This is a genomic window from Frankia sp. Hr75.2 (genome assembly GCF_949319125.1).
Classification (GTDB): domain Bacteria; phylum Actinomycetota; class Actinomycetes; order Frankiales; family Frankiaceae; genus Parafrankia; species Parafrankia soli.
This window is the reverse complement of sequence record NZ_CASGGV010000023.1, coordinates 1-17,889: the sequence shown is the minus strand read 5'-3', so window position 1 is coordinate 17,889 and position 17,889 is coordinate 1. Positions and strand designations below refer to the sequence as shown.

19 protein-coding genes are annotated in these 17,889 nt (G+C 69.2%); 12 read left to right on the top strand and 7 right to left on the bottom strand.

What is annotated here, in order from left to right; genetic code table 11:
- Positions 1 to 224 precede the first annotated feature (224 nt).
- The 4 genes from AC559T_RS02875 to AC559T_RS02860 form a co-directional block, all read right to left on the bottom strand.
- Positions 225 to 557: a hypothetical protein gene (locus tag AC559T_RS02875; RefSeq protein WP_498867644.1), complete on the bottom strand. Its 333-nt coding sequence runs from the start codon at positions 555 to 557 to the stop codon at positions 225 to 227.
- Between the two features lie 75 nt (positions 558 to 632).
- Positions 633 to 1,394: an SDR family oxidoreductase gene (locus tag AC559T_RS02870; protein WP_498867643.1), complete on the bottom strand. Its 762-nt coding sequence runs from the start codon at positions 1,392 to 1,394 to the stop codon at positions 633 to 635.
- 148 nt (positions 1,395 to 1,542) lie between these two features.
- A complete protein-coding gene (locus tag AC559T_RS02865) occupies positions 1,543 to 2,313 on the bottom strand; it encodes an SDR family NAD(P)-dependent oxidoreductase (RefSeq protein ID WP_498867642.1) in 771 nt (256 codons plus the stop codon).
- Positions 2,314 to 2,437: 124 nt separating this feature from the next.
- Entirely contained in the window at positions 2,438 to 3,655 is a 1,218-nt protein-coding gene (locus tag AC559T_RS02860) for a cytochrome P450 (protein WP_498867641.1), read from the bottom strand.
- Between the two features lie 409 nt (positions 3,656 to 4,064).
- Here AC559T_RS02860 and AC559T_RS02855 point away from each other — a divergent pair, with 409 nt between their 5' ends.
- The 3 genes from AC559T_RS02855 (at position 4,065) to AC559T_RS02845 (ending at position 6,795) form a co-directional block, all read left to right on the top strand.
- Positions 4,065 to 4,859: an enoyl-CoA hydratase/isomerase family protein gene (locus tag AC559T_RS02855; protein ID WP_498867640.1), complete on the top strand. Its 795-nt coding sequence runs from the start codon at positions 4,065 to 4,067 to the stop codon at positions 4,857 to 4,859.
- Positions 4,860 to 4,978: 119 nt separating this feature from the next.
- Positions 4,979 to 6,550: a FadR/GntR family transcriptional regulator gene (locus tag AC559T_RS02850; protein ID WP_498867639.1), complete on the top strand. Its 1,572-nt coding sequence runs from the start codon at positions 4,979 to 4,981 to the stop codon at positions 6,548 to 6,550.
- 56 nt (positions 6,551 to 6,606) lie between these two features.
- The gene (locus tag AC559T_RS02845) at positions 6,607 to 6,795 is read left to right on the top strand and encodes a ferredoxin (protein ID WP_498867638.1); all 189 of its coding nucleotides are present in this window, start codon (positions 6,607 to 6,609) and stop codon (positions 6,793 to 6,795) included.
- A gap of 3 nt (positions 6,796 to 6,798) precedes the next feature.
- On the opposite strand, the gene AC559T_RS02840 is transcribed toward AC559T_RS02845, so the two are convergent.
- The 3 genes from AC559T_RS02840 to AC559T_RS02830 are packed head-to-tail and all read right to left on the bottom strand — an operon-like array spanning position 6,799 to position 8,370.
- Entirely contained in the window at positions 6,799 to 6,939 is a 141-nt protein-coding gene (locus tag AC559T_RS02840; RefSeq protein WP_498867637.1) for a hypothetical protein, read from the bottom strand.
- A 38-nt stretch (positions 6,940 to 6,977) separates the two neighbouring features.
- The gene (locus tag AC559T_RS02835) at positions 6,978 to 7,625 is read right to left on the bottom strand and encodes a CoA transferase subunit B (RefSeq protein ID WP_020461800.1); all 648 of its coding nucleotides are present in this window, start codon (positions 7,623 to 7,625) and stop codon (positions 6,978 to 6,980) included.
- Between the two features lies 1 nt (position 7,626).
- The gene (locus AC559T_RS02830; protein ID WP_071063147.1) at positions 7,627 to 8,370 is read right to left on the bottom strand and encodes a CoA transferase subunit A; all 744 of its coding nucleotides are present in this window, start codon (positions 8,368 to 8,370) and stop codon (positions 7,627 to 7,629) included.
- A gap of 973 nt (positions 8,371 to 9,343) precedes the next feature.
- Here AC559T_RS02830 and AC559T_RS02825 point away from each other — a divergent pair.
- The 9 genes from AC559T_RS02825 to AC559T_RS02785 all read left to right on the top strand — a co-directional run.
- Entirely contained in the window at positions 9,344 to 10,483 is a 1,140-nt protein-coding gene (locus AC559T_RS02825) for an acyl-CoA dehydrogenase family protein (protein WP_498867636.1), read from the top strand.
- 54 nt (positions 10,484 to 10,537) lie between these two features.
- Positions 10,538 to 11,959, top strand: coding sequence for an aldehyde dehydrogenase family protein (locus tag AC559T_RS02820; RefSeq protein ID WP_112105796.1), 1,422 nt, complete (start codon positions 10,538 to 10,540; stop codon positions 11,957 to 11,959).
- 15 nt (positions 11,960 to 11,974) lie between these two features.
- The gene (locus AC559T_RS02815; protein WP_131627019.1) at positions 11,975 to 12,358 is read left to right on the top strand and encodes a carboxymuconolactone decarboxylase family protein; all 384 of its coding nucleotides are present in this window, start codon (positions 11,975 to 11,977) and stop codon (positions 12,356 to 12,358) included.
- On the top strand, positions 12,355 to 13,215 hold the full coding sequence (locus AC559T_RS02810) for an NAD(P)-dependent oxidoreductase (protein WP_498867635.1): 861 nt from the start codon (positions 12,355 to 12,357) through the stop codon (positions 13,213 to 13,215). Before AC559T_RS02815 ends, AC559T_RS02810 begins: the two co-directional genes overlap by 4 nt.
- Positions 13,216 to 13,824: 609 nt before the next feature.
- The gene (locus AC559T_RS02805) at positions 13,825 to 15,096 is read left to right on the top strand and encodes an aromatic ring-hydroxylating oxygenase subunit alpha (protein ID WP_498867634.1); all 1,272 of its coding nucleotides are present in this window, start codon (positions 13,825 to 13,827) and stop codon (positions 15,094 to 15,096) included.
- A complete protein-coding gene (locus AC559T_RS02800) occupies positions 15,080 to 15,403 on the top strand; it encodes a hypothetical protein (protein ID WP_020461807.1) in 324 nt (107 codons plus the stop codon). The genes AC559T_RS02805 and AC559T_RS02800 overlap by 17 nt, the downstream gene beginning before the upstream one ends.
- Before the next feature lies 1 nt (position 15,404).
- Positions 15,405 to 16,613: a metal-dependent hydrolase family protein gene (locus tag AC559T_RS02795; RefSeq protein WP_498867633.1), complete on the top strand. Its 1,209-nt coding sequence runs from the start codon at positions 15,405 to 15,407 to the stop codon at positions 16,611 to 16,613.
- On the top strand, positions 16,603 to 17,013 hold the full coding sequence (locus tag AC559T_RS02790) for a nuclear transport factor 2 family protein (protein ID WP_498867632.1): 411 nt from the start codon (positions 16,603 to 16,605) through the stop codon (positions 17,011 to 17,013). Before AC559T_RS02795 ends, AC559T_RS02790 begins: the two co-directional genes overlap by 11 nt.
- Positions 17,010 to 17,889, top strand: an 880-nt coding sequence (locus AC559T_RS02785; protein WP_498867631.1) for an acyl-CoA dehydrogenase family protein, incomplete at its 3' end; no start/stop codon positions are given. The genes AC559T_RS02790 and AC559T_RS02785, both read left to right, overlap by 4 nt.

The window sequence follows — 17,889 nt, the reverse complement described above, 5'->3', positions numbered from 1 at the left end:
CGTCGTTGCCCCCCTCGTTGCGGATCAGTCTCGGCGCCCGATCCTGGTACTTCTCATCGAGGTGGTTGACGAACAGGTCCGGTGGTTCGATTAGGTGGTCGTCAACACTGATCAGGATGAGGTCATCGACGTCCATCACTATGCTCCCCTTTTTCGACAATGAGCATTGCCTTGAGATAACGTGTACGGCACGGAGATCGACCGGCCAGTTCAGGGGATGTCTGTCAGATGTCCCCGGCGTCAGGTCCGTACTCCGTGACGAGCTGCATGAGCCGCATCCGCGGCCGGGGGTCCATCTGGACGGCGTCCGACATGTCCAGCCTGCCCTCGGCGGACGCGGCGACGACGCGCGCCACGACCGCGTCCGGGTCTCCCTCGATTTCGTACTGGGCGATGTAGGGGTCGTTCTCCTCAACCGGCGCATAGCGGCGCGCCGAGACGAATCCGTCGATCGCGACGATCTCCGGTAGATGGACCTCGTCGTACCAGCGGTTGAACTCTTCGACCACGCCAGAACTGGTCGGCCGCGACTCGACGTGCAGGATCATTTTCTTCATGTTCTCTCACCTGATTTCGTGCGCGAACGAGTGTTTGGAGTGCGGCGGAGTGCTGGATCTCCCCGGGTGAAGATCTCAGGTACGGGGAATCCAGCCGCCGTCGATGTTGAGCGTGTGGCCCGTGACCCAGTCGCTGCCCGATGAGACCAGGTAAAGCAGGCCGGGTACCAGGTCTTCGGGCTCACCGAACGGGAACGGCACGGTGACCTCGATCATCTTTCGGAACGGTGGGGGGGACGCGATGGCCCCCGCCTCGGTGTTCACGTTTCCCGGCGCGATAGCGTTCACCCGGATGCCAAGCAGCGCGAGCTCACGGGCCAGCGACATCGTCATGCTGACAAGACCGAGCTTGGTGATGCCATAGGCGTTGGACGGCATGAAGGCGCCGCCCGACGACTGGTTCACCACCTTGCCGTAGCCCCGTTGCTTCATGTACGGCACGACGGCGCGCGTGCACAGCAGCGGGCCGGTGAGGTTGACCTCCACGGTGCGATGCCACAGGTCGAGCGGCATCGTGGTGAGGGTGCCCTTCCCGACGACTTCGGCCATGAGTGCCGCGTTGTTCACCAGGATGTCGACCGAACCAAAGCGCTCGGCCACCGTGACGGCCATCTGGTTCACATCCGCCTCGTCCGCCACGTCCACGCGGAGGGCGAACGCGCGGTGCCCACCCGCGGTCAGTTCCGCGGCGGTGGCGGCGGCGGCATCAAGGTCGATGTCGGCCAGGGCCACCGCGGCACCGGCCCTGGCCAGCCCCGCCGAGTAGGCTCGGCCGATTCCTCCCCCCGCACCCGTGACAATGGCGACTTTTCCGTCCAGTGGCGCGCTGTCGGACATGGCGGATCCTCCTTCGGCGCGGCGCGACGCGGCACCCGCCGTCGCCGTGGTTGGCCTGCGTCGTGGTGGGGCCATGCATCGCGCATGGTGTGGATGTTCTTCGGGACTGTCGTGCTGGTTTCGTAAAGGGCCGCAGTACCGGCGGTCGTCAGAGGGTTCGGAACAGCCCACCGTCGACGAGGATCTGCGCCCCGTTGACGTAACTGGCGGCATCACTCGCCAGGAACACGCAGGCGCCCACCATGTCGTCGGGCTGGCCGATGCGCCTCATCGGATTGATGTCTCCGGCGTGGCGTTTCATGTCCGGGCCCCATGCCTTGGTGATATCGGTGTCGAACGCACCCGGCAGGACCAGATTCGCCCGTACCTTGGGCGCCCACGCGCCGGCAAGGCCGAGAGTCAGTGCGTTGAGGGCTGCCTTCGCCATCGCGTAGGGCAGGTCGTCTGCGTTCGGTCGCAACGACCCCGCCGTCGTAACGTTGATGATCGACCCTCCGTCACCCTCCGCCATACGCGATCCGACAAGGGCGCTCAGCCGGAAAGGCCCGCTCGCGTTCACGGCGTGGACCTTGTCGTACAGATCCCGGGTCACCGAGGAAAGGCCGTTGTAGATCGGCGACATGCCGGCGTTGTTCACGAGTGTGTCGCACCGACCGAACTCCTCGTAAACTCTGTCGACGAGGCGGTCGCAGTCCTCCCACCTGCCGACGTGACAGGAGACGGGAAGGGCCCGGCGGCCGGTCGCCGCCTCGATCTCCTTGGCCACCGTCTCGCAGGCGTCGAGCTTGCGGCTGGCGATCGCCACATCAGCGCCGGCCGCCGCGAGGCCCTCGGCCACCGCACGGCCGATCCCCCGGCTCCCACCGGTGACTACGGCGACCCTTCCCGTCAGGTCGAAAAGCTGCGCGGGTGTCTTCATCGAGTCTTCTGCCCCCGTGATAGGAACAGTGATCGCGGACGGGAGCGGAAGTCCCCTCCGCGGGGGAACCGCCGGGGCGCGACAGCATCGCCGGTAGCCGTTCGAGGCCTACTCGGCGGCTTCGTCATGCTGACTTTCCCAGAAGCATCCGGAATGAGTCGAGGGCGCGGACGCCGGGAGTGAACGCGAGGTCCGCGCCTGACTTGATCCGGTAGTCGGGGATCCTGGCGTGCCACTCGCGCAGGACGATGCGGAGTTCCAGTCGAGCGAGGTGAGAGCCGAGGCAGCGGTGGATCCCGCCGCCGAACGCCAGGTGGCGGTTCACCTGGCGGTCCCAGCGGACGACGTTCCCATCCGGGATGTCGTGTTCGTCGGTGTTCGCGGAACCGAGGAACGCGTAGACTTCGTCGCCGGCTTTGATCGGACATCCGCCCAGCTCGGTGTCCCGGGTGGCGACCCGGGAGACCAGCATCACCGGCGACTCCCAGCGCAACAGCTCTTCGACGACACGCGGAATGATCGAGGGGTCCGCGACGAGTTTCGCGCGCTGCTCGTGATGCTCGGCAAGGTACGCCATGAAGCAGTCGAGCGATGCGGACACCGTGTCGAGGCCGGCGGTCAAAAAAAGGAAGCAGATGTCGAGGAGGTCTTCGCGGCTCAGCCGATCGCCGTCGACCTCGGTGTCCAGCAGCCTGCTCAGCAGGTCCTCCTCGCGCCTGAGCTCCCGCTGGTCGAGCACCTTGTCGAAGTAGTCGTAGATCGAACCTGCGGTGCGCACCTGGTAGGCCCGGGCCTCGGGGTCACCCACGGGTTTCCCGAGAACGTGGAAGGGACGGATTATTCCGTCCTTCATCGCGAGGAACGTCGGAAGGTCTTCCAGGGGCAGGCCTAGTAGCGTGAGGAACACTTGCGAGGGCAACGGCATGGAGAACTGCTTCGCGAAGTCGATCTCATCCTCATCGACGAAGCCGTCGATGAGTTCGTGGACGAGACGCGTCACCGGCTCCTCGAGAACCTCCAGCTCCTGGGGAACGAAGAGCGGGTTGAGGACCTTCCGGAACTTCCGCTGGCCAGGAGGGTCGATCTCGATCGGTATGAGGGGCCGGGCGTTCCCGAGCCGGCCGTGATGCATCGCCGAGGAGTAGATCTCCGGACAGCGGAAGATCTCCTCGATCTCGGCGCGCCTGTTGACGATCACGCCCGGACCGTCCAGCCCCTCGACCTGCAGGACAGGCGAGGCTTCCCGTAACCGCTGGTAGGTCGCCTGCGGATGCCGGGCCGTTCCGGCGCCCATCATCTCCATGTAACTGCCGCCGAAGCCGTGCCCGGACTCCTGCTCCATGCTCCATCCCTTCCTTCCACGTTGCGGGCGTCGCCGTCGTGGCCGCCGCGTCGACGAGATCAGACCTCTGAGATCGACGATCTTGGTCTGGGTTGCCACCGAAGGGCACCGAGACGACCCCCCACGCGCGAAGTGACCTCCGCCACTACCGACTCGAGAGGAAAAATACAGTTGCCTAGGTCAGCTGTCTAGGGGTCGCTGCCGTTGGCGTCGGACGAAGCGGACGGACATCGCTACTGGACCTCACCCCCTGCCCCGTGCTGTATTTGCAGGTCACCGAGCCGACCACAGGGCTTCACGACCCCCGCCCTCCCGTGGAACCAGGAGGCGACCAGGAGGAAGGACCGATATAGAGTTGACTCAGTCGCCCATCGGCGCCTTGCGTGTCGACGGCCAGGGAAGGAGACGCGTGCAACACGATCTCGGCGCAGCCGGTCTACGGTTCGAACGCGAGGGAGTCATCGGCTGGTGCGTCATCGACCGGCCGGAGGCAAGGAACGCCCTCACCCCGGCCATGTACTTCGGCATCAAGCGCGCCGTGCGCCTCGTCAACAAGGACCCGGACCTGGCGGCCCTCGTCATCACCGGCACGGGCGACGTGTTCGCTCCCGGAGGGGACCTCGGAGGGCGCTCCGAACCAGGTGACTCGTCGCCACCGGACATCGGGCACGACATCCTGCCGTTCCTCGCGATCCGCGACAGCCGGGCGCCGGTGGTGGCAGCCGTCAACGGCATCTGCCAGGCCGGCGGCCTACTCGTCGCCATGCTCGCCGACATCGCCGTGGCCAGCGACCGCGCCACGTTCCGAGTGCCCGAACTGCTGCGCGGCATCCCCGACGCCACCTTCGCGGCCGCCCTGCCCGCCCACGTCGGCGTGGCCGTCGCCCGCGACCTGCTGCTGTCCGCGCGCCGGTTCGACGCCACTGAAGCCCAGAGGCTGGGCGTGATCTCCCGGGTCGTGCCCCACAGCCAGCTCCGACAGGCCGCCGTCCAGGCAGCGGGCGAGATCCTGCAGACCCCGCCGATGGCGCGCATGCACGTGAAACGGATGCTCAACGAGCGCTACGGACTCATCGACTACCAGACGATGTTCTGGGCCCTCGAAGATTCCCCTGAACCGCGTGAGGGAATGCGGGCGTTCATGGAGAAGCGGGCACCGAGCTGGGTTCCGGAGATGTTCATCGGCGACGGGGGCCGAGGGTGAACGAACGGCGGTATGCGCGGTCGTATACGTCACCAGGCGACAGGGCCCGCGCACGCAGGCGCCGTCACGGCGGGGGTCTGTACCATCGCTTCAATGCGGAGCCTCATCCTGACAAGAGCGTGACCGAGACAAGGACGGCCCTGACAGTCGAACCGGAGCTCGCCCCCACCGTCGCCACCTTCCGAGCGCCACCCCGCCGCCGTGCCCAGAAGATTTCACATGTCCTCGCGGCCGACCTGCGGCGGCAGATCCTCAGTGGCGAGCTGGCCGCCGACCAGCAGCTACCGTCAGAGGCCGAGCTGACCGCGACCTTCAAGATCTCCCGCGAGACACTGCGCGAAACACTGCGGATCCTCGAGTCACAGTCACTTCTCGAGATCCGTCGCGGCCGCGGCGGCGGTGCCGTCGTTCGCCGCCCCGGACTTGCCGCGGTGGGTCGATACGTCACGCTCCTCCTCCAGCTTCGGAAAGCCACGCTGGCGCACCTCGAAGAGGCTCGGTTGGTGATCGAGCCGCCGGCCGCCGAACAGCTCGCTGTCCGGTGCGGCCAAGAGGGGCTCGACCATCTCGCCGCGCTGCACGAGAACGCACGAGCCGCCGCGGACGATCCGCTGTCGTTCGCCACCGCGGTGGCGACGTTCGACCAGGCCGTCACCGACCTGTCCGGCAACCGCTCCATCGCGGTGATCGCGGGGGTTCTCCGCGACATCTACACGAGCCAGGTCTATGCGGCAGTCGGCACCTCCGATCTCACGTCCGCCGAACGAATCGCCCGCAGGGTGATCGACAGCCAGAGCGAGTTCCTCCAGGCCGCGCGGCGACGTGAGGGCGACCTGGCGAACAGAACCTGGAGCGAATATCTGTCGAGCACCAGCCGACTCCTGGTGAGCCGCAGCCGGAGCCGGCAGCCGATCGACGTCGTTCAACTGTGGCGGGCACAGGTCAGCCACACCAGAAACGGGCAACCGCAACGAATGGCGACCTCGGTGGCGGCCGAGATCAGGTCGCGGATCGCCGAAGGCCGCCTTGAGAACGGCGACCGGCTTTCCTCTCTCACCGACCTGGCCAGGGAGTTCGGCATCTCCCGGCCGACGCTACGGGAGGCATTGAGGATCTTGGAGACGGAGCGCCTTATCGAGCTCCGGACAGGCGACCGCGGGGGTGCCCAGATACAGCATCCGTCCACCCAGATAGCGGCCCAGCTGGCGGGCACCGTCCTCGAGGCTCGGCAGGCAACCCTCGGTGACTTCTATCGGGCGATGCGCATGATCGAGCCCGCCATGATGAGACTCGTCGCGTCGAGGATCGACCCGGCGTCGCTGAACGACCTGCGCGCCCTGGTGAAAGAGCTGTCGGCGTCCACGGATGACATGCCCCACTTCGCCGAGACGTGGGGACGCGGCGGGGTCGTGGCCTTCGCCGCGACGCACAACCCCGCCCTCGCCATCGTCGCCGAGATCCTCCAGTGGGTGCGTGTCGGGAACCAGCCGATCATCACCGCGGCGGCGGACGACCCCTGGGTCGCAACGGCAACCCGCAACGCCCAGCTCTTCGCGGAGCTGGTCTCCGCGCTCGTGGCCGGCGACTCCTCCGGCGCCCAGAACATCTGGGCCAGCTGCCTGGATGTCAATGCGCCGTTCATTGAATCATCGGAGCTCGGCCGGCGACTGATGACCAATGTGATCGACTGACAGCAGAAGACGGGTACCGCATCACCCACAGGTCCCCGAAAGAAGGAGACTCACGCATGAAGGTCGTGGTCGACCCGGAGCTGTGTCAGGGACACGCCCGCTGCTGGGATATCTGCCCGGAGGTTTTCGGGCTCGACGAACAGGGCCACGGGTTCGTCCCCGTCCCAGAGGTCCCGCCCGTGTACGAGGCCAAGGCGCGTGACGCCGCGCAGAACTGCCCCGAGAAAGCGATCACGATCAGCTGACCTTCACTGAGGCCGCGCGAGCTCAGGGAAGCTCCTGGCCCAGATCTTTCGCGCCTCGGCGAAGAACCAGCCGGCCAGGTGGGTGCGCGGGTGGCACAGCCACCTGGCCTTGAGGACGGCCGCCGGGCGAATCCGGGCGGCCACGGGACGGAGTCCGTGACCGGAGCCTGTGACCTGCCCGGTTAGACGGCGACCAGGTCCACGGTGAGCTCAGTGCCGGTGGCGGCGCGGACGTCGTCGACGGTCACGCCGGGCGCGGTCTCGCGCAGAGCCAGGACGCCGCCGGGCACGACGTCGATGACCGCGAGGTCGGTGATGATCCGCTGAGCGCAGGCGCGGCCGGTCAGCGGCAGCGTGCACTCGTCGAGGATCTTGTGGCTGCCGTCGCGGGCGACGTGCTCCATCATCACGATCACGTGCCGGGCGCCGTGCACGAGGTCCATCGCGCCGCCCATGCCCTTGACCATCTTGCCGGGGATCATCCAGTTCGCCAGGTCGCCGACCCGGGAGACCTGCATCGCCCCGAGCACCGCGACGTCGACATGACCGCCGCGGATCATCCCGAACGAGGTGGCCGAGTCGAAGAAGGCCGCCCCGGGCAGGACGGTGACGGTCTCCTTGCCGGCGTTGATCAGGTCGGGGTCGACGGCGGCGTCCGCCGGGTAGGGGCCGACGCCGAGGATGCCGTTCTCGCTGTGCAGGACCACGGTCACGCCGTCGGGCAGATAGTTCGGAACCAGGGTCGGCAGGCCGATACCGAGGTTCACGTACTGTCCGCTCTCGAGCTCGCGGGCGACCCGGGCCGCGAGCTCGGTACGAGTCAGGGCCATCTCAGCTCACCGTCCGCTTCTCGATCCGCTTCTCCGTGTCGGGCGCGTGCACGACCCGCTGGACGAAGATCCCCGGGGTGTGCACCTGGGCCGGGTCGAGCTCGCCGGGCTCGACCAGTTCCTCGACCTCGGCGATGGTGACCCGCCCGGCCGTCGCGCACAGCGGGTTGAAGTTGGCGGCGCTCGCCCGGTAGACCAGGTTGCCGTGCCGGTCGCCCTTCCAGGCATGGACCAGGGCGAAGTCGCAGACTATGCCGCGTTCGAGGACGTAGGTCCGGTCGTCGAAGATCCGGGTCTCCTTGGGCGGCGAGGCGACCGCGATGCCGCCGGAGCCGTCGTACAGCCACGGCAGGCCGCCCTCGGCCACCTGGGTCCCGACGCCCGCGGGGGTGTAGAAGGCCGGGATGCCGGCGCCGCCGGCGCGCAGCCGCTCGGCCAGGGTGCCCTGCGGAACGAGCTCGACCTCGAGCTCACCGGAGAGGAACTGACGCTCGAACTCCTTGTTCTCCCCGACGTAGGAGCCGGTGGTGCGCCGGATCCGCCCCGCCCGCAGCAGCAGGCCGAGGCCCCAGTCGTCCACGCCGCAGTTGTTGCTGACCGTCTCGAGGTCCTTGGGGCCGGCGGCGAGCAACGCGCGGATGAGGCCACTCGGGATGCCACAGAGCCCGAATCCGCCCACCGCCAGCGAGGCCCCGTCGGGGATGTCCGCCACGGCGAGCTCCGCGCTCGGAACCACCTTGTCCAACCTGTCCACCCCTCACTCCCGCACCGGCGACGGTCTCGTCCGTCCAGCAGGTAACAACAGGTCACAGCGTTCAATCAGTGACAGCGTTCAATCAGTGCGACGGCCCCGCCCGCGACCGCCCTCGAGCCGGGCGGCCACCGGCCGCGCCGGTGGGGCTGGTGGTGGAACCCGCGGTGTCGGATGCGCCACGACACCCGCGAGCGCGGTCAGGGAGACGGCATGCACGCCACCCGGCACACGACGGTTCACGTGCACGCAACTGATCACGTTGGCCGACGGTTCACGTTAGCAGAGACTCACTGGGCCGAGGACACGCTCACCCGAACGGGTCCGGAAGATCTTCCCGACTGCCTCCGCGACGCCCACGTACCCGGACTGGTACCTTCCGTCACCGGTCCGCCGTCGGTCGACCATCGCGGCTGTTCGCGGTACGTACCAGACAGGACGGGCGCCGCCGCCCACTGGACTGCGTCCGGGCAGCGAAGGTACGTTAAGCCCCGGTCTCGCGCCGCGTGTGGCCGCGCGCGAACTCCCGGGACCACCCCAGTTCGAGGCGATGCAGTTCGAGGCGACCCGTTCCCGGCGATCCCGCCGAGGCGGTTCGGCTGCGGTGACGCGTCCGAGGTGGCCTGGAGGCGACCGGAGCCCGTGGGATCGATGGCATTCCCACGGTCGGCGGCGCTTGGCGGGGCAGTGTGGTCGACCCGTCACCACGTCGGCCGACGGCGTCCCGGTCACGGGTCCGCCGGCCGCTCCGGGGTGCGGCGGCCCACCTCCGTCTCCTCCTGAGCATGGTCTGCCCGTCCCCCGGGCCGGCCGGTCCCCGGCGCACGAAACCGATATCCGACACGCACGCGATATCCAGCACGCACACGACCAGACACACGAAACCCGACGGGCCCGTCATGCGCGGAGCCCGTGACTCAGACGACGTCGGCGGGACACCCCGCCTCGGCCGGAGAGGGGCGACCGGATGCGACGCACGGTCTACGGTCCCGAGCACGACGCTTTTCGGGCAGCCGTCCGTACCTTCTTCGAAAAGGAGATCGGGGCGCACTACCGCGAGTGGGAGGAAGCCGGCCTACCGCCGCGCGACTTCTACAACAAGGCGGGGGACGTTGGAATCCTCGGGCTCGGGATCCCGGAGGAGTACGGCGGCGGCGGGGCGGACTTCCTGTTCAACGCCGTCGTCACCGAGGAGGCCGCCCGGGGCGGCTACGCGCTGGGCCCCCTGCGCATCCACGCGGACATCTCCGTCCCGTACTTCGTCGACCACGGCAACGAGGAGCAGAAGACTCGGTGGCTGCCGGGCCTGGCCAGCGGCGAGCTGGTCGCCGCGCTGGCGCTGACCGAGCCGGGCGCGGGATCGGACCTGGCCGGCTTCACCACCACCGCGCGCCGCGAGGGTGACCACTACGTGGTGAACGGATCCAAGACGTTCATCACCGGCGGCCTGAACGCCGACCTCTTCCTCACCGCGGTGAAAACCGACCCGACCCAGCGCCACGCCGGCCTGTCGCTGCTGGTGATCCCCGGTGACCTTCCTGGCGTCAGCCGCGGTGCCCCGCTACACAAGATCGGGCTGCACATCCAGGAGGCGGTCGAGATCTTCTTCGACGACGTCCGTGTCCCGGCGGCGAACCTGCTGGGCGAGGAGGGCCAGGGTTTCACCTACCTGACCTCGCACCTCGTGCAGGAGCGGCTCTCGATCGCGATCAACGCCCAGGGCGCGGCCGCGTCGGTCGTCGAGCAGACCGTCGCCTACGTCAACGGCCGCAAGGTGTTCGGCAAGACGCTCAACACCTTCCAGAACACCAAGTTCGTGCTGGCCGGGTGCGCGACCGAGGTCGAGGCGGGCCAGGCACTGCTGGACCAGGTGCTCCTCGCGCACGTGACGGGCGAGGCGACGCCGGCCGACGCCGCGATGGTCAAGCTCTACTGCACGGAGATGCAGGGTCGGGTGATCGACGCCTGCCTGCAGCTCTTCGGCGGCTACGGCTACATCAACGAGTACCCGGTGGCGCGGGCCTGGGCAGACGCCCGGGTCGGGCGGATCTACGGCGGTTCCAGCGAGATCATGAAGACGATCATCGCGAAGTCGCTCGGGCTGTGACGGTGCGCCCGCCGCACCCCGCGCCCGCCCGCCGCGCCCTGGAGGTGACCTGACGTGACCGTCCGTCACGACCACTGGATCGGCGGGAAGGCTGCGGCACCGGCCGGCGGGAGCTACCTGCCCACGCTCGACCCCTCGACCCGCGAGCCCGGTGACGAGATCGCCGCCGGCTCCCCCGTGGACGTCGACCGTGCCGTCACCGACGCGGCGGCGGCCCAGCCGCAGTGGGCGCGGCGGTCGGGGGCGGAGCGCGGCGAGCTGCTCCACCGGGTCGCCGACGTCATCGACGCGCACGCGGCCGAGCTGATGGAGCTGGAGCGGGTGGCCACCGGCAAGATCGCCACCCAGCTCCGGTTCGAGGTCGAGCAGTCCGCCGCCTACTTCCGGTACTACGCCGGGGTGGTGCGCGCGCACCACGGGCGCACGATCGACCTGGGCGGGGGCAGCCACACCTACACCCGGCTGGAGCCGTACGGGGTGGTCGCGGCGATCACCCCGTGGAACCTGCCGCTGAACCAGGCGTGCCGGGCGCTGGCCCCGGCGCTGGCCGCGGGCAACGCCGTGGTGGTCAAGCCGTCCGAGCTGACGTCGATCTCCACCGTCCGCCTCGCGCGGCTGGCGAGCGAGGCCGGGCTCCCGGACGGCCTGTTCAACGTCGTGACCGGAACCGGGCCCGAAGTCGGGACCCCGCTGGCCGCCGACCCGCGGGTCGGGCGCGTCACCTTCACCGGCTCGGTCGCCACCGGGCGGCACCTGGCCCGGATCGCGGCCGACCGGCTCGTGCCGGCGACCCTCGAGCTCGGCGGCAAGTCTCCCCTGGTGGTCTTCGCCGACGCCGACCTGGACCGGGCGGCCGCCGCCGCGGTCTCGACCGTCGCGACCAACTCCGGGCAGGTGTGCTCGGCGACGACCCGGCTGCTCGTCGAGGCGTCCGTGCACGACGAGCTGGTCGCCCGGGTGGTCGCGGCGGTGGAGCGGCTCACCCCGGGCGTGGACTTCGGCCCGATCATCACCGAGGCGCAGTACCGGAAGGTGCTGGACTTCTTCGCACGGACGCTGGCGTCCGGGCTGCGGCCGGCCACCGGGGGCGCCGCCTACGCCGACGGCCCGGGCGCGAAGGGCCTGTACATCCGGCCCACCGTCTACGCCGGGGTGGCGCCGCACCTGCCGGTGGCCCGCGAGGAGGTCTTCGGCCCGGTCCTGGTGACACTGCCGTTCGAGGGCGAGGACGAGGCCCTCGCGCTTGCCAACGACAGCGAGTACGGCCTCGTCGGCAGCGTCTGGAGCGGGGACGTCGCGCGCGGCCTGCGGCTGGCGGAGCGGATCGAGGCCGGCCAGGTTGCGGTGAACGGCGGCCCGCTCACGGTCGAGACGCCGTTCGGCGGCTACAAGGCCAGCGGTTACGGCCGGGAGAAGGGCATCGAGGCCCTGCACGAGTACGCCCGGGTGAAGACCGTCAGCCTGTCGCTCTACTGAGGATCGGGAGGACCCATGGAACAGACCGAGCAGCTACGCGCCGCCTACGCCATGCGCCGAGCCATGCTGGGCGACGCCTACGTCGACCGCGCGACCGGCGACACCGACGAGACCAGCCGGCAGTTCCAGGACCACATCACGTCGATGGCGTGGGGCGTCTGGACCAGGGAGGGCGTGCTCTCCACCCGGGACCGCAGCCTGCTGGTCATGGCGATGACCGCGGCGCTGGGCCGGATGGAGGAGTTCCGCCTGCACGCGAGTTCGTCGTCGCGCACCGGGGTCAGCGACGCGGAGATCGACGAGCTGCTGTTCCAGGTGGCGGCGTACTGCGGCGCGCCGGCCGCGATCTCGGCCCGGCGGGCGGTCAAGGCCGTGCGGGCGGAACGCGACGACGCATGACGGCCCCCAGTGTCGGCTTCGTCGGCCTCGGGAACATGGGCGGGGCGCTCGCGGCCAACGTCGCGCAGTTCGGCCTCGACCTTGTCGTCCACGACGCGGCGGGCCCCGAGCGCGCCCCGGAGGGAACCACCCATCTCGACGACCTGGCAGCCGTCGCCCGGCACGCCGAGGTGGTCGTGCTCAGCCTGCCCGACGGCGTGATCTCGGAGAAGGTGGCCCGCGGGCTTGCCGAGACGGCCGACCGCAGGGTCACCCACGTCGTCGACACCTCGACGATCGGGGTGAGCGCGGCCCAGCGCATCACCGACCTGCTGGCCGCCGGCGGCATCGGCTACGTGGACGCGCCGGTCTCCGGCGGTGTCACGGGCGCCCGTGCCCGCACCCTGACGGTGATGTACGCGGGCACGGACGACGCCTGCGCCCGGGTGGAGCCCGTGCTGGCCGCGCTGAGCGACCGCCGCCGCCGGGTCGGTGACCGGCCCGGCCTGGCCCAGGCCCTCAAGCTGGCCAACAACTTCCTGGCCGCCGTCGCGCTCGCCGCGACCAGCGAGGCGGTCGCGTTCGGCACCTCGGCCGGCCTCGACATGGGCACGATGCTCGACGTGCTGAACACGGCGAGCGGGCAGAACAACGCCACCGCCGAGAAGTTCCCCCGGCAGGTGCTCACCGAGCTCTACTCGGCCGGCTTCGCGAACTCGCTGATGGCGAAGGACCTGCGCCTCTATCTCCAGGAGGTGCGCGAGCTGGACGGGCCGACGTCGCTGGGCACGGTCACGTCGTCGGTGTGGGAGGAGTTCGCCGCGGCCGAGCCGGGCGTCGACTTCACCCGGATCTACCCGTTCGTCCAGGGCTCCTGAACCTGTTCGTCCGGGGCTTCTGAGCCGCCGCTCACCCTCGACCCAGCACCTGCCCCGCGCCCGTGTCGCGACCGCACCCCGCGGCCGCGGCGCGGGCGCGTTGCTGTCACGCCCGAAGGCCGCCGTTCGGGGCAGGATGTGGCATCCTCCTCTCCAAGTGAGGAAGTCGACTTCTCGGCTCCAGAGAACTGCCGGTCGGCGGGAGGTGCGCCCCTGCGTCCCGCCTCGGGCACCCGTTGTCACGATTGCGCTCGGTGACGTTGACGCGGAAGCCTCTCCATGGAAATCTAATTATCGACATGGAGAACGTAGTTCTCACAGGGACGAGGAGAGACCGGACGATCATGCGTGTCACCACCCCGTCGACGCCCCGACCCGGCCGGCCAGCCGGGCCGAGGGACGGGACGGTGCCGCGCGCGTCCGGTCCGGCCACCCGCGGACCTGCTGGAACGCCTCGACGGACGCCGAGTGACGGATCCGGCCGGGTAACGGTCCGGCTGAGTGACGGTCCGGTCGGCACCGTCGGCGAGTGTCGCGCGCCTGCCATCGCGCGCAACATCATCGCCCGCACCACCATCGGCATGGCGCTCGAAAACGAGAGGTAGACCTGTGCCCCACTTCAGCAAGCCCCCGGCGGGGAGCTGGACCGAGAACTATCCCGAGCTCGGCACCGCGCCCGTCGACTACAACGACTCGATCGACCCGGCGTTCTACGAGCAGGAGCGCGAGGCGATCTTCAAGCGCACCTGGCTGAACGTGGGCCGGGTCGAGCGCCTGCCCCGCACCGGCAGCTACTTCACCAAGGAACTGCCCGCCGCCGGGACGTCGCTGATCATCGTCAAGGGCCCGGACGGCAAGGTGCGCGCGTTCCACAACGTGTGCCGCCACCGCGGCAACAAGCTGGTGTGGAACGACTTCCCGGGTGAGGAGACCGCCGGCAGCTGCCGGCAGTTCATCTGCAAGTACCACGCCTGGCGTTACGACCTCACCGGCGAGCTGACCTTCGTCCAGCAGGAGGGCGAGTTCTTCGACCTGGACAAGAAGCAGTTCGGCCTCAAGGAGGTCGCCTGTGACGTCTGGGAAGGCTTCATCTTCATCAACCTGAACCCGCAGGAGACCCTCACCGAGTACCTCGGTGACATGGTCAAGGGCCTCGAGGGCTACCCGTACTCGGAGCTGACCGAGGTCTACTCCTACCGGGCCGAGGTCGGCGCCAACTGGAAGCTGTTCATCGACGCCTTCGCGGAGTTCTACCACGCTCCGGTGCTGCACCAGAAGCAGGCGGTCAAGGGCGAGTCCGAGAAGCTCATCGGCTACGGGTTCGAGGCGCTGCACTACCAGTTGTTCAGCCCGCACTCGATGGTGTCTTCCTGGGGCGGCATGGCCCCGCCGAAGGACCCGTCGATGGTCAAGCCGATCGAGCGCGTGCTGCGCAGCGGCCTGTTCGGCCCCTGGGACACGCCCGAGATCGACGGCCTCGAGGTCGAGAAGCTCCCGACCGGGATCAACCCCGTGAAGCACAAGTCCTGGGGCACCGACTCGTTCGAGATCTTCCCCAACTTCACCCTGCTGTTCTGGAAGCCGGGCTGGTACCTGACGTACCACTACTGGCCGACCGCGGTGAACAAGCACACCTTCGAGGCGAGCCTCTACTTCGCCCCGCCGAAGAACGCCCGCGAGCGACTGGCCCAGGAGCTGGCGGCGGTGACGTTCAAGGAGTACGCGCTCCAGGACGCCAACACCCTCGAGGCCACCCAGACGATGATCGGTACCCGTACGGTCACCGAGTTCCCCCTGTGCGACCAGGAAATCCTGCTCCGGCACCTGCACAAGGTCGTCGGCGACCGAGTCAAGGAGTTCAGCGATGCCGCTGCCGTCTGAGTTCGCCGCCCTCGAGCCGTACCTGGCCTGGGACCTGGCCACCGAGCCCGAGCGCTACGCCCGCCGCCTCGCGTCCACGATGGACGAGATGCAGGAGTTCTACGACGTCGCCTTCCCGCTCCTCGAGGACGCGATCGCCTACTGCGACAAGTTCCCGATCGACGACCTGCCCGAGGACGCCCGCACCCTGATGCACCTGATGCAGTCCCTGGTCATGGTGTCCTTCCCGGTCGAGGTCTGGAAGCAGCCCCGCGTCCCCGACAGCGGCGCGGCCTACCTGGATGTGATCGTCGAGCCCGTCGTCTGACATGCTCACGATCAGGGCTGCCGGGCTTGTCGACGTCGACCTCGGTGAGGTCGTCAGGCCCGGCATCCTCAGGATCGACGGAGACCGGATCGTCGGTGTCGGTGGCTCGCCGGAGGGCGAGATCATCGACCTCGGCGATCTGGTCCTCCTGCCCGGCCTCATGGACATGGAGGTCAACCTGCTGATGGGCGGCCGCGGCGAGCACGCCGTGACCTCTCCCGTCCGGGACGACCCCCCGCTGCGGATGATGCGCGCCGTCGGCAACGCCCGCCGGACGTTGCGGGCGGGGTTCACCACCGTCCGCAACCTCGGCCTGTTCTGCAAGACCGGCGGCTACCTGCTCGACGTCGCGCTGATGAAGGCGATCGACGCGGGCTGGGTCGACGGCCCGCGGATCGTGCCGGCCGGGCACGCGATCACCCCGACCGGCGGCCACCTCGACCCGACGATGTTCGGCGCGTTCGCGCCGCACGTCCTCGACCTGACGGTCGAGGAGGGCATCGCCAACGGCGTCACCGAGGTCCGCAGGGCGGTGCGCTACCAGATCAAGCACGGCGCGCAGCTGATCAAGGTGTGCGCGTCGGGTGGGGTCATGTCGCACACCGGCCTGCCCGGGGCGCAGCACTACTCCGACGAGGAACTGCGCGCGATCGTCGACGAGGCGCACCGCCACGGCCTGCGGGTCGCCGCGCACACCCACGGCGCCCAGGCGGTGCGCTCGGCCGTCGAGGCGGGTATCGACTGCATCGAGCACGGTTTCCTCATCGACGACGAGGCGATCGAGCTCATGGTCAAGCACGGGACGTTCCTCGTGGCGACCCAGGCCCTGATCGAGGGCATGGACGTCTCCCACGCGGCGCCCGAGCTGAAGGAGAAGGCGGCCCAGATCTTCCCCCGGGCCCGGAACTCGATCCGGGAGGCCCTGGCCGCCGGAGTGAAGATCGCCGTGGGCACCGACGCCCCGGCGATCCCGCACGGCAGGAACGCGATCGAGCTGGTGACCCTGGTCGAGCGCGGTATGACCCCGCTCGACGCGATCCGGGCGGCGACCACCACCGGGGCCGAGCTGCTGGCCGTCACGGACCGGGGCCGGCTCGCCGAGGGCCTGCTGGCCGACGTCATCGCCGTCGCCGGAGATCCGCTGCGGGACATCAGCACACTGCAGAACGTGAAATTCGTGATGAAGGGCGGCAAGACCTTTGTCCACTGACGACGTCGTCGCGATCCAGCAGATGCTGGCGAAGTACACCGTTACCATCACCCAGGGTGACGTCGAGGGGCTGCTCTCGGTCTTCACCCCGGACGGCACCTACAGCGCCTTCGGTGACGTGTTCACCCTCGACCTGTTCCCGAAGATGGTCGCGGCCGCGCCGAAGGGCCTGTTCCTGACCGGGACGGCGCTCGTCGAGATCGACGGCGACGAGGCGACCGGAACCCAGCCGCTGTGCTTCATCGAGCACTCGAAGCACGACATGCGGATCGGATACTACTCGGACACCTACCGCCGCACGCCGGACGGCTGGCGGCTGCGCACGCGCAAGATGACCTTCATCCGGCGCAGCGGGGCGCACGACTCGGGGCGGCCGCACGCCTACGAACCGACCCCGTGAACATCGCGGAGTTCCGGTCGGACGTGCAGGCCTGGCTGGCCGAGAACGACCTGACCCCAGGACCCGACCACTCCCTCGACGGGCAGGTGGCTCAGCTCGCGCGGGTGCGTCGCGCCCTGTACGACGCGGGCTGGATGCGTCACGGCTGGCCCGCCGAGGTCGGCGGCCTCGGTGGCCCGGCGGTCCTGCGCGCCGTACTCGGCGAGGAGGTCGCGTCCCGGGACCTCGCCGAGCCCGGCATCTACTCGATGATCGAGGTACTGGCGCCGACCATGATCTCGTACGCGTCGCCGGCGCTGGCGGCCGAGATGGTGCCGCTGCTGCTCTCCGGCGCCGAGCAGTGGTGCCAGGGGTTCTCCGAGCCGGGGTCGGGCAGTGACCTGGCGTCGCTGTCCACCCGGGCGGAGCCCCGCGGGAACGACTGGGTGGTCAACGGGCAGAAGGTCTGGACGAGCCTGGCCCAGTACTCCCAGCGCTGCGTGCTGCTCACCCGCACCGCCCCGGGCCACGGCGGGATCACGGCGTTCTTCGTCGACATGGACACCCCCGGCATCACCGTCCGCCCGCTGCGCACCATGCACGGCATCGACGAGTTCGCCGAGGTGTTCTTCGACGACGTCGTCGTCCCCGGCGACCGCATGCTCGGAAAGCCCGGCGACGGCTGGCAGCTCGCGATGGACCTGCTCCCGCACGAGCGCTCCACCTGCTTCTGGCACCGGATCGCGTTCCTCTACGAGCGGCTCGAGCGCCTGCTGGACGAGACGACCAGCAGGGACAGCACGGACGACGCGGATCTGGGTGCGGCCTACCTGGCGCTGCACACCATCCGCTGCCGCTCCCACGCCACCCAACGCCGCCTCGGCGAGGGCGGGCGGA

What these genes read in the sequence shown, in the direction of transcription:
- AC559T_RS02875 (WP_498867644.1), bottom strand. Translation starts at nt 557, where the DNA reads ATGAAGAAAATGATCCTGCACGTCGAGTCGCGGCCGACCAGTTCTGGC.
- AC559T_RS02815 (WP_131627019.1), top strand. Translation starts at nt 11,975, where the DNA reads ATGGAACAGACCGAGCAGCTACGCGCCGCCTACGCCATGCGCCGAGCC.
- AC559T_RS02845 (WP_498867638.1), top strand. Translation starts at nt 6,607, where the DNA reads ATGAAGGTCGTGGTCGACCCGGAGCTGTGTCAGGGACACGCCCGCTGC.
- AC559T_RS02810 (WP_498867635.1), top strand. Translation starts at nt 12,355, where the DNA reads ATGACGGCCCCCAGTGTCGGCTTCGTCGGCCTCGGGAACATGGGCGGG.
- AC559T_RS02800 (WP_020461807.1), top strand. Translation starts at nt 15,080, where the DNA reads ATGCCGCTGCCGTCTGAGTTCGCCGCCCTCGAGCCGTACCTGGCCTGG.
- AC559T_RS02825 (WP_498867636.1), top strand. Translation starts at nt 9,344, where the DNA reads ATGCGACGCACGGTCTACGGTCCCGAGCACGACGCTTTTCGGGCAGCC.
- AC559T_RS02865 (WP_498867642.1), bottom strand. Translation starts at nt 2,313, where the DNA reads ATGAAGACACCCGCGCAGCTTTTCGACCTGACGGGAAGGGTCGCCGTA.
- AC559T_RS02870 (WP_498867643.1), bottom strand. Translation starts at nt 1,394, where the DNA reads ATGTCCGACAGCGCGCCACTGGACGGAAAAGTCGCCATTGTCACGGGT.
- AC559T_RS02795 (WP_498867633.1), top strand. Translation starts at nt 15,405, where the DNA reads ATGCTCACGATCAGGGCTGCCGGGCTTGTCGACGTCGACCTCGGTGAG.
- AC559T_RS02835 (WP_020461800.1), bottom strand. Translation starts at nt 7,625, where the DNA reads ATGGCCCTGACTCGTACCGAGCTCGCGGCCCGGGTCGCCCGCGAGCTC.
- AC559T_RS02860 (WP_498867641.1), bottom strand. Translation starts at nt 3,655, where the DNA reads ATGGAGCAGGAGTCCGGGCACGGCTTCGGCGGCAGTTACATGGAGATG.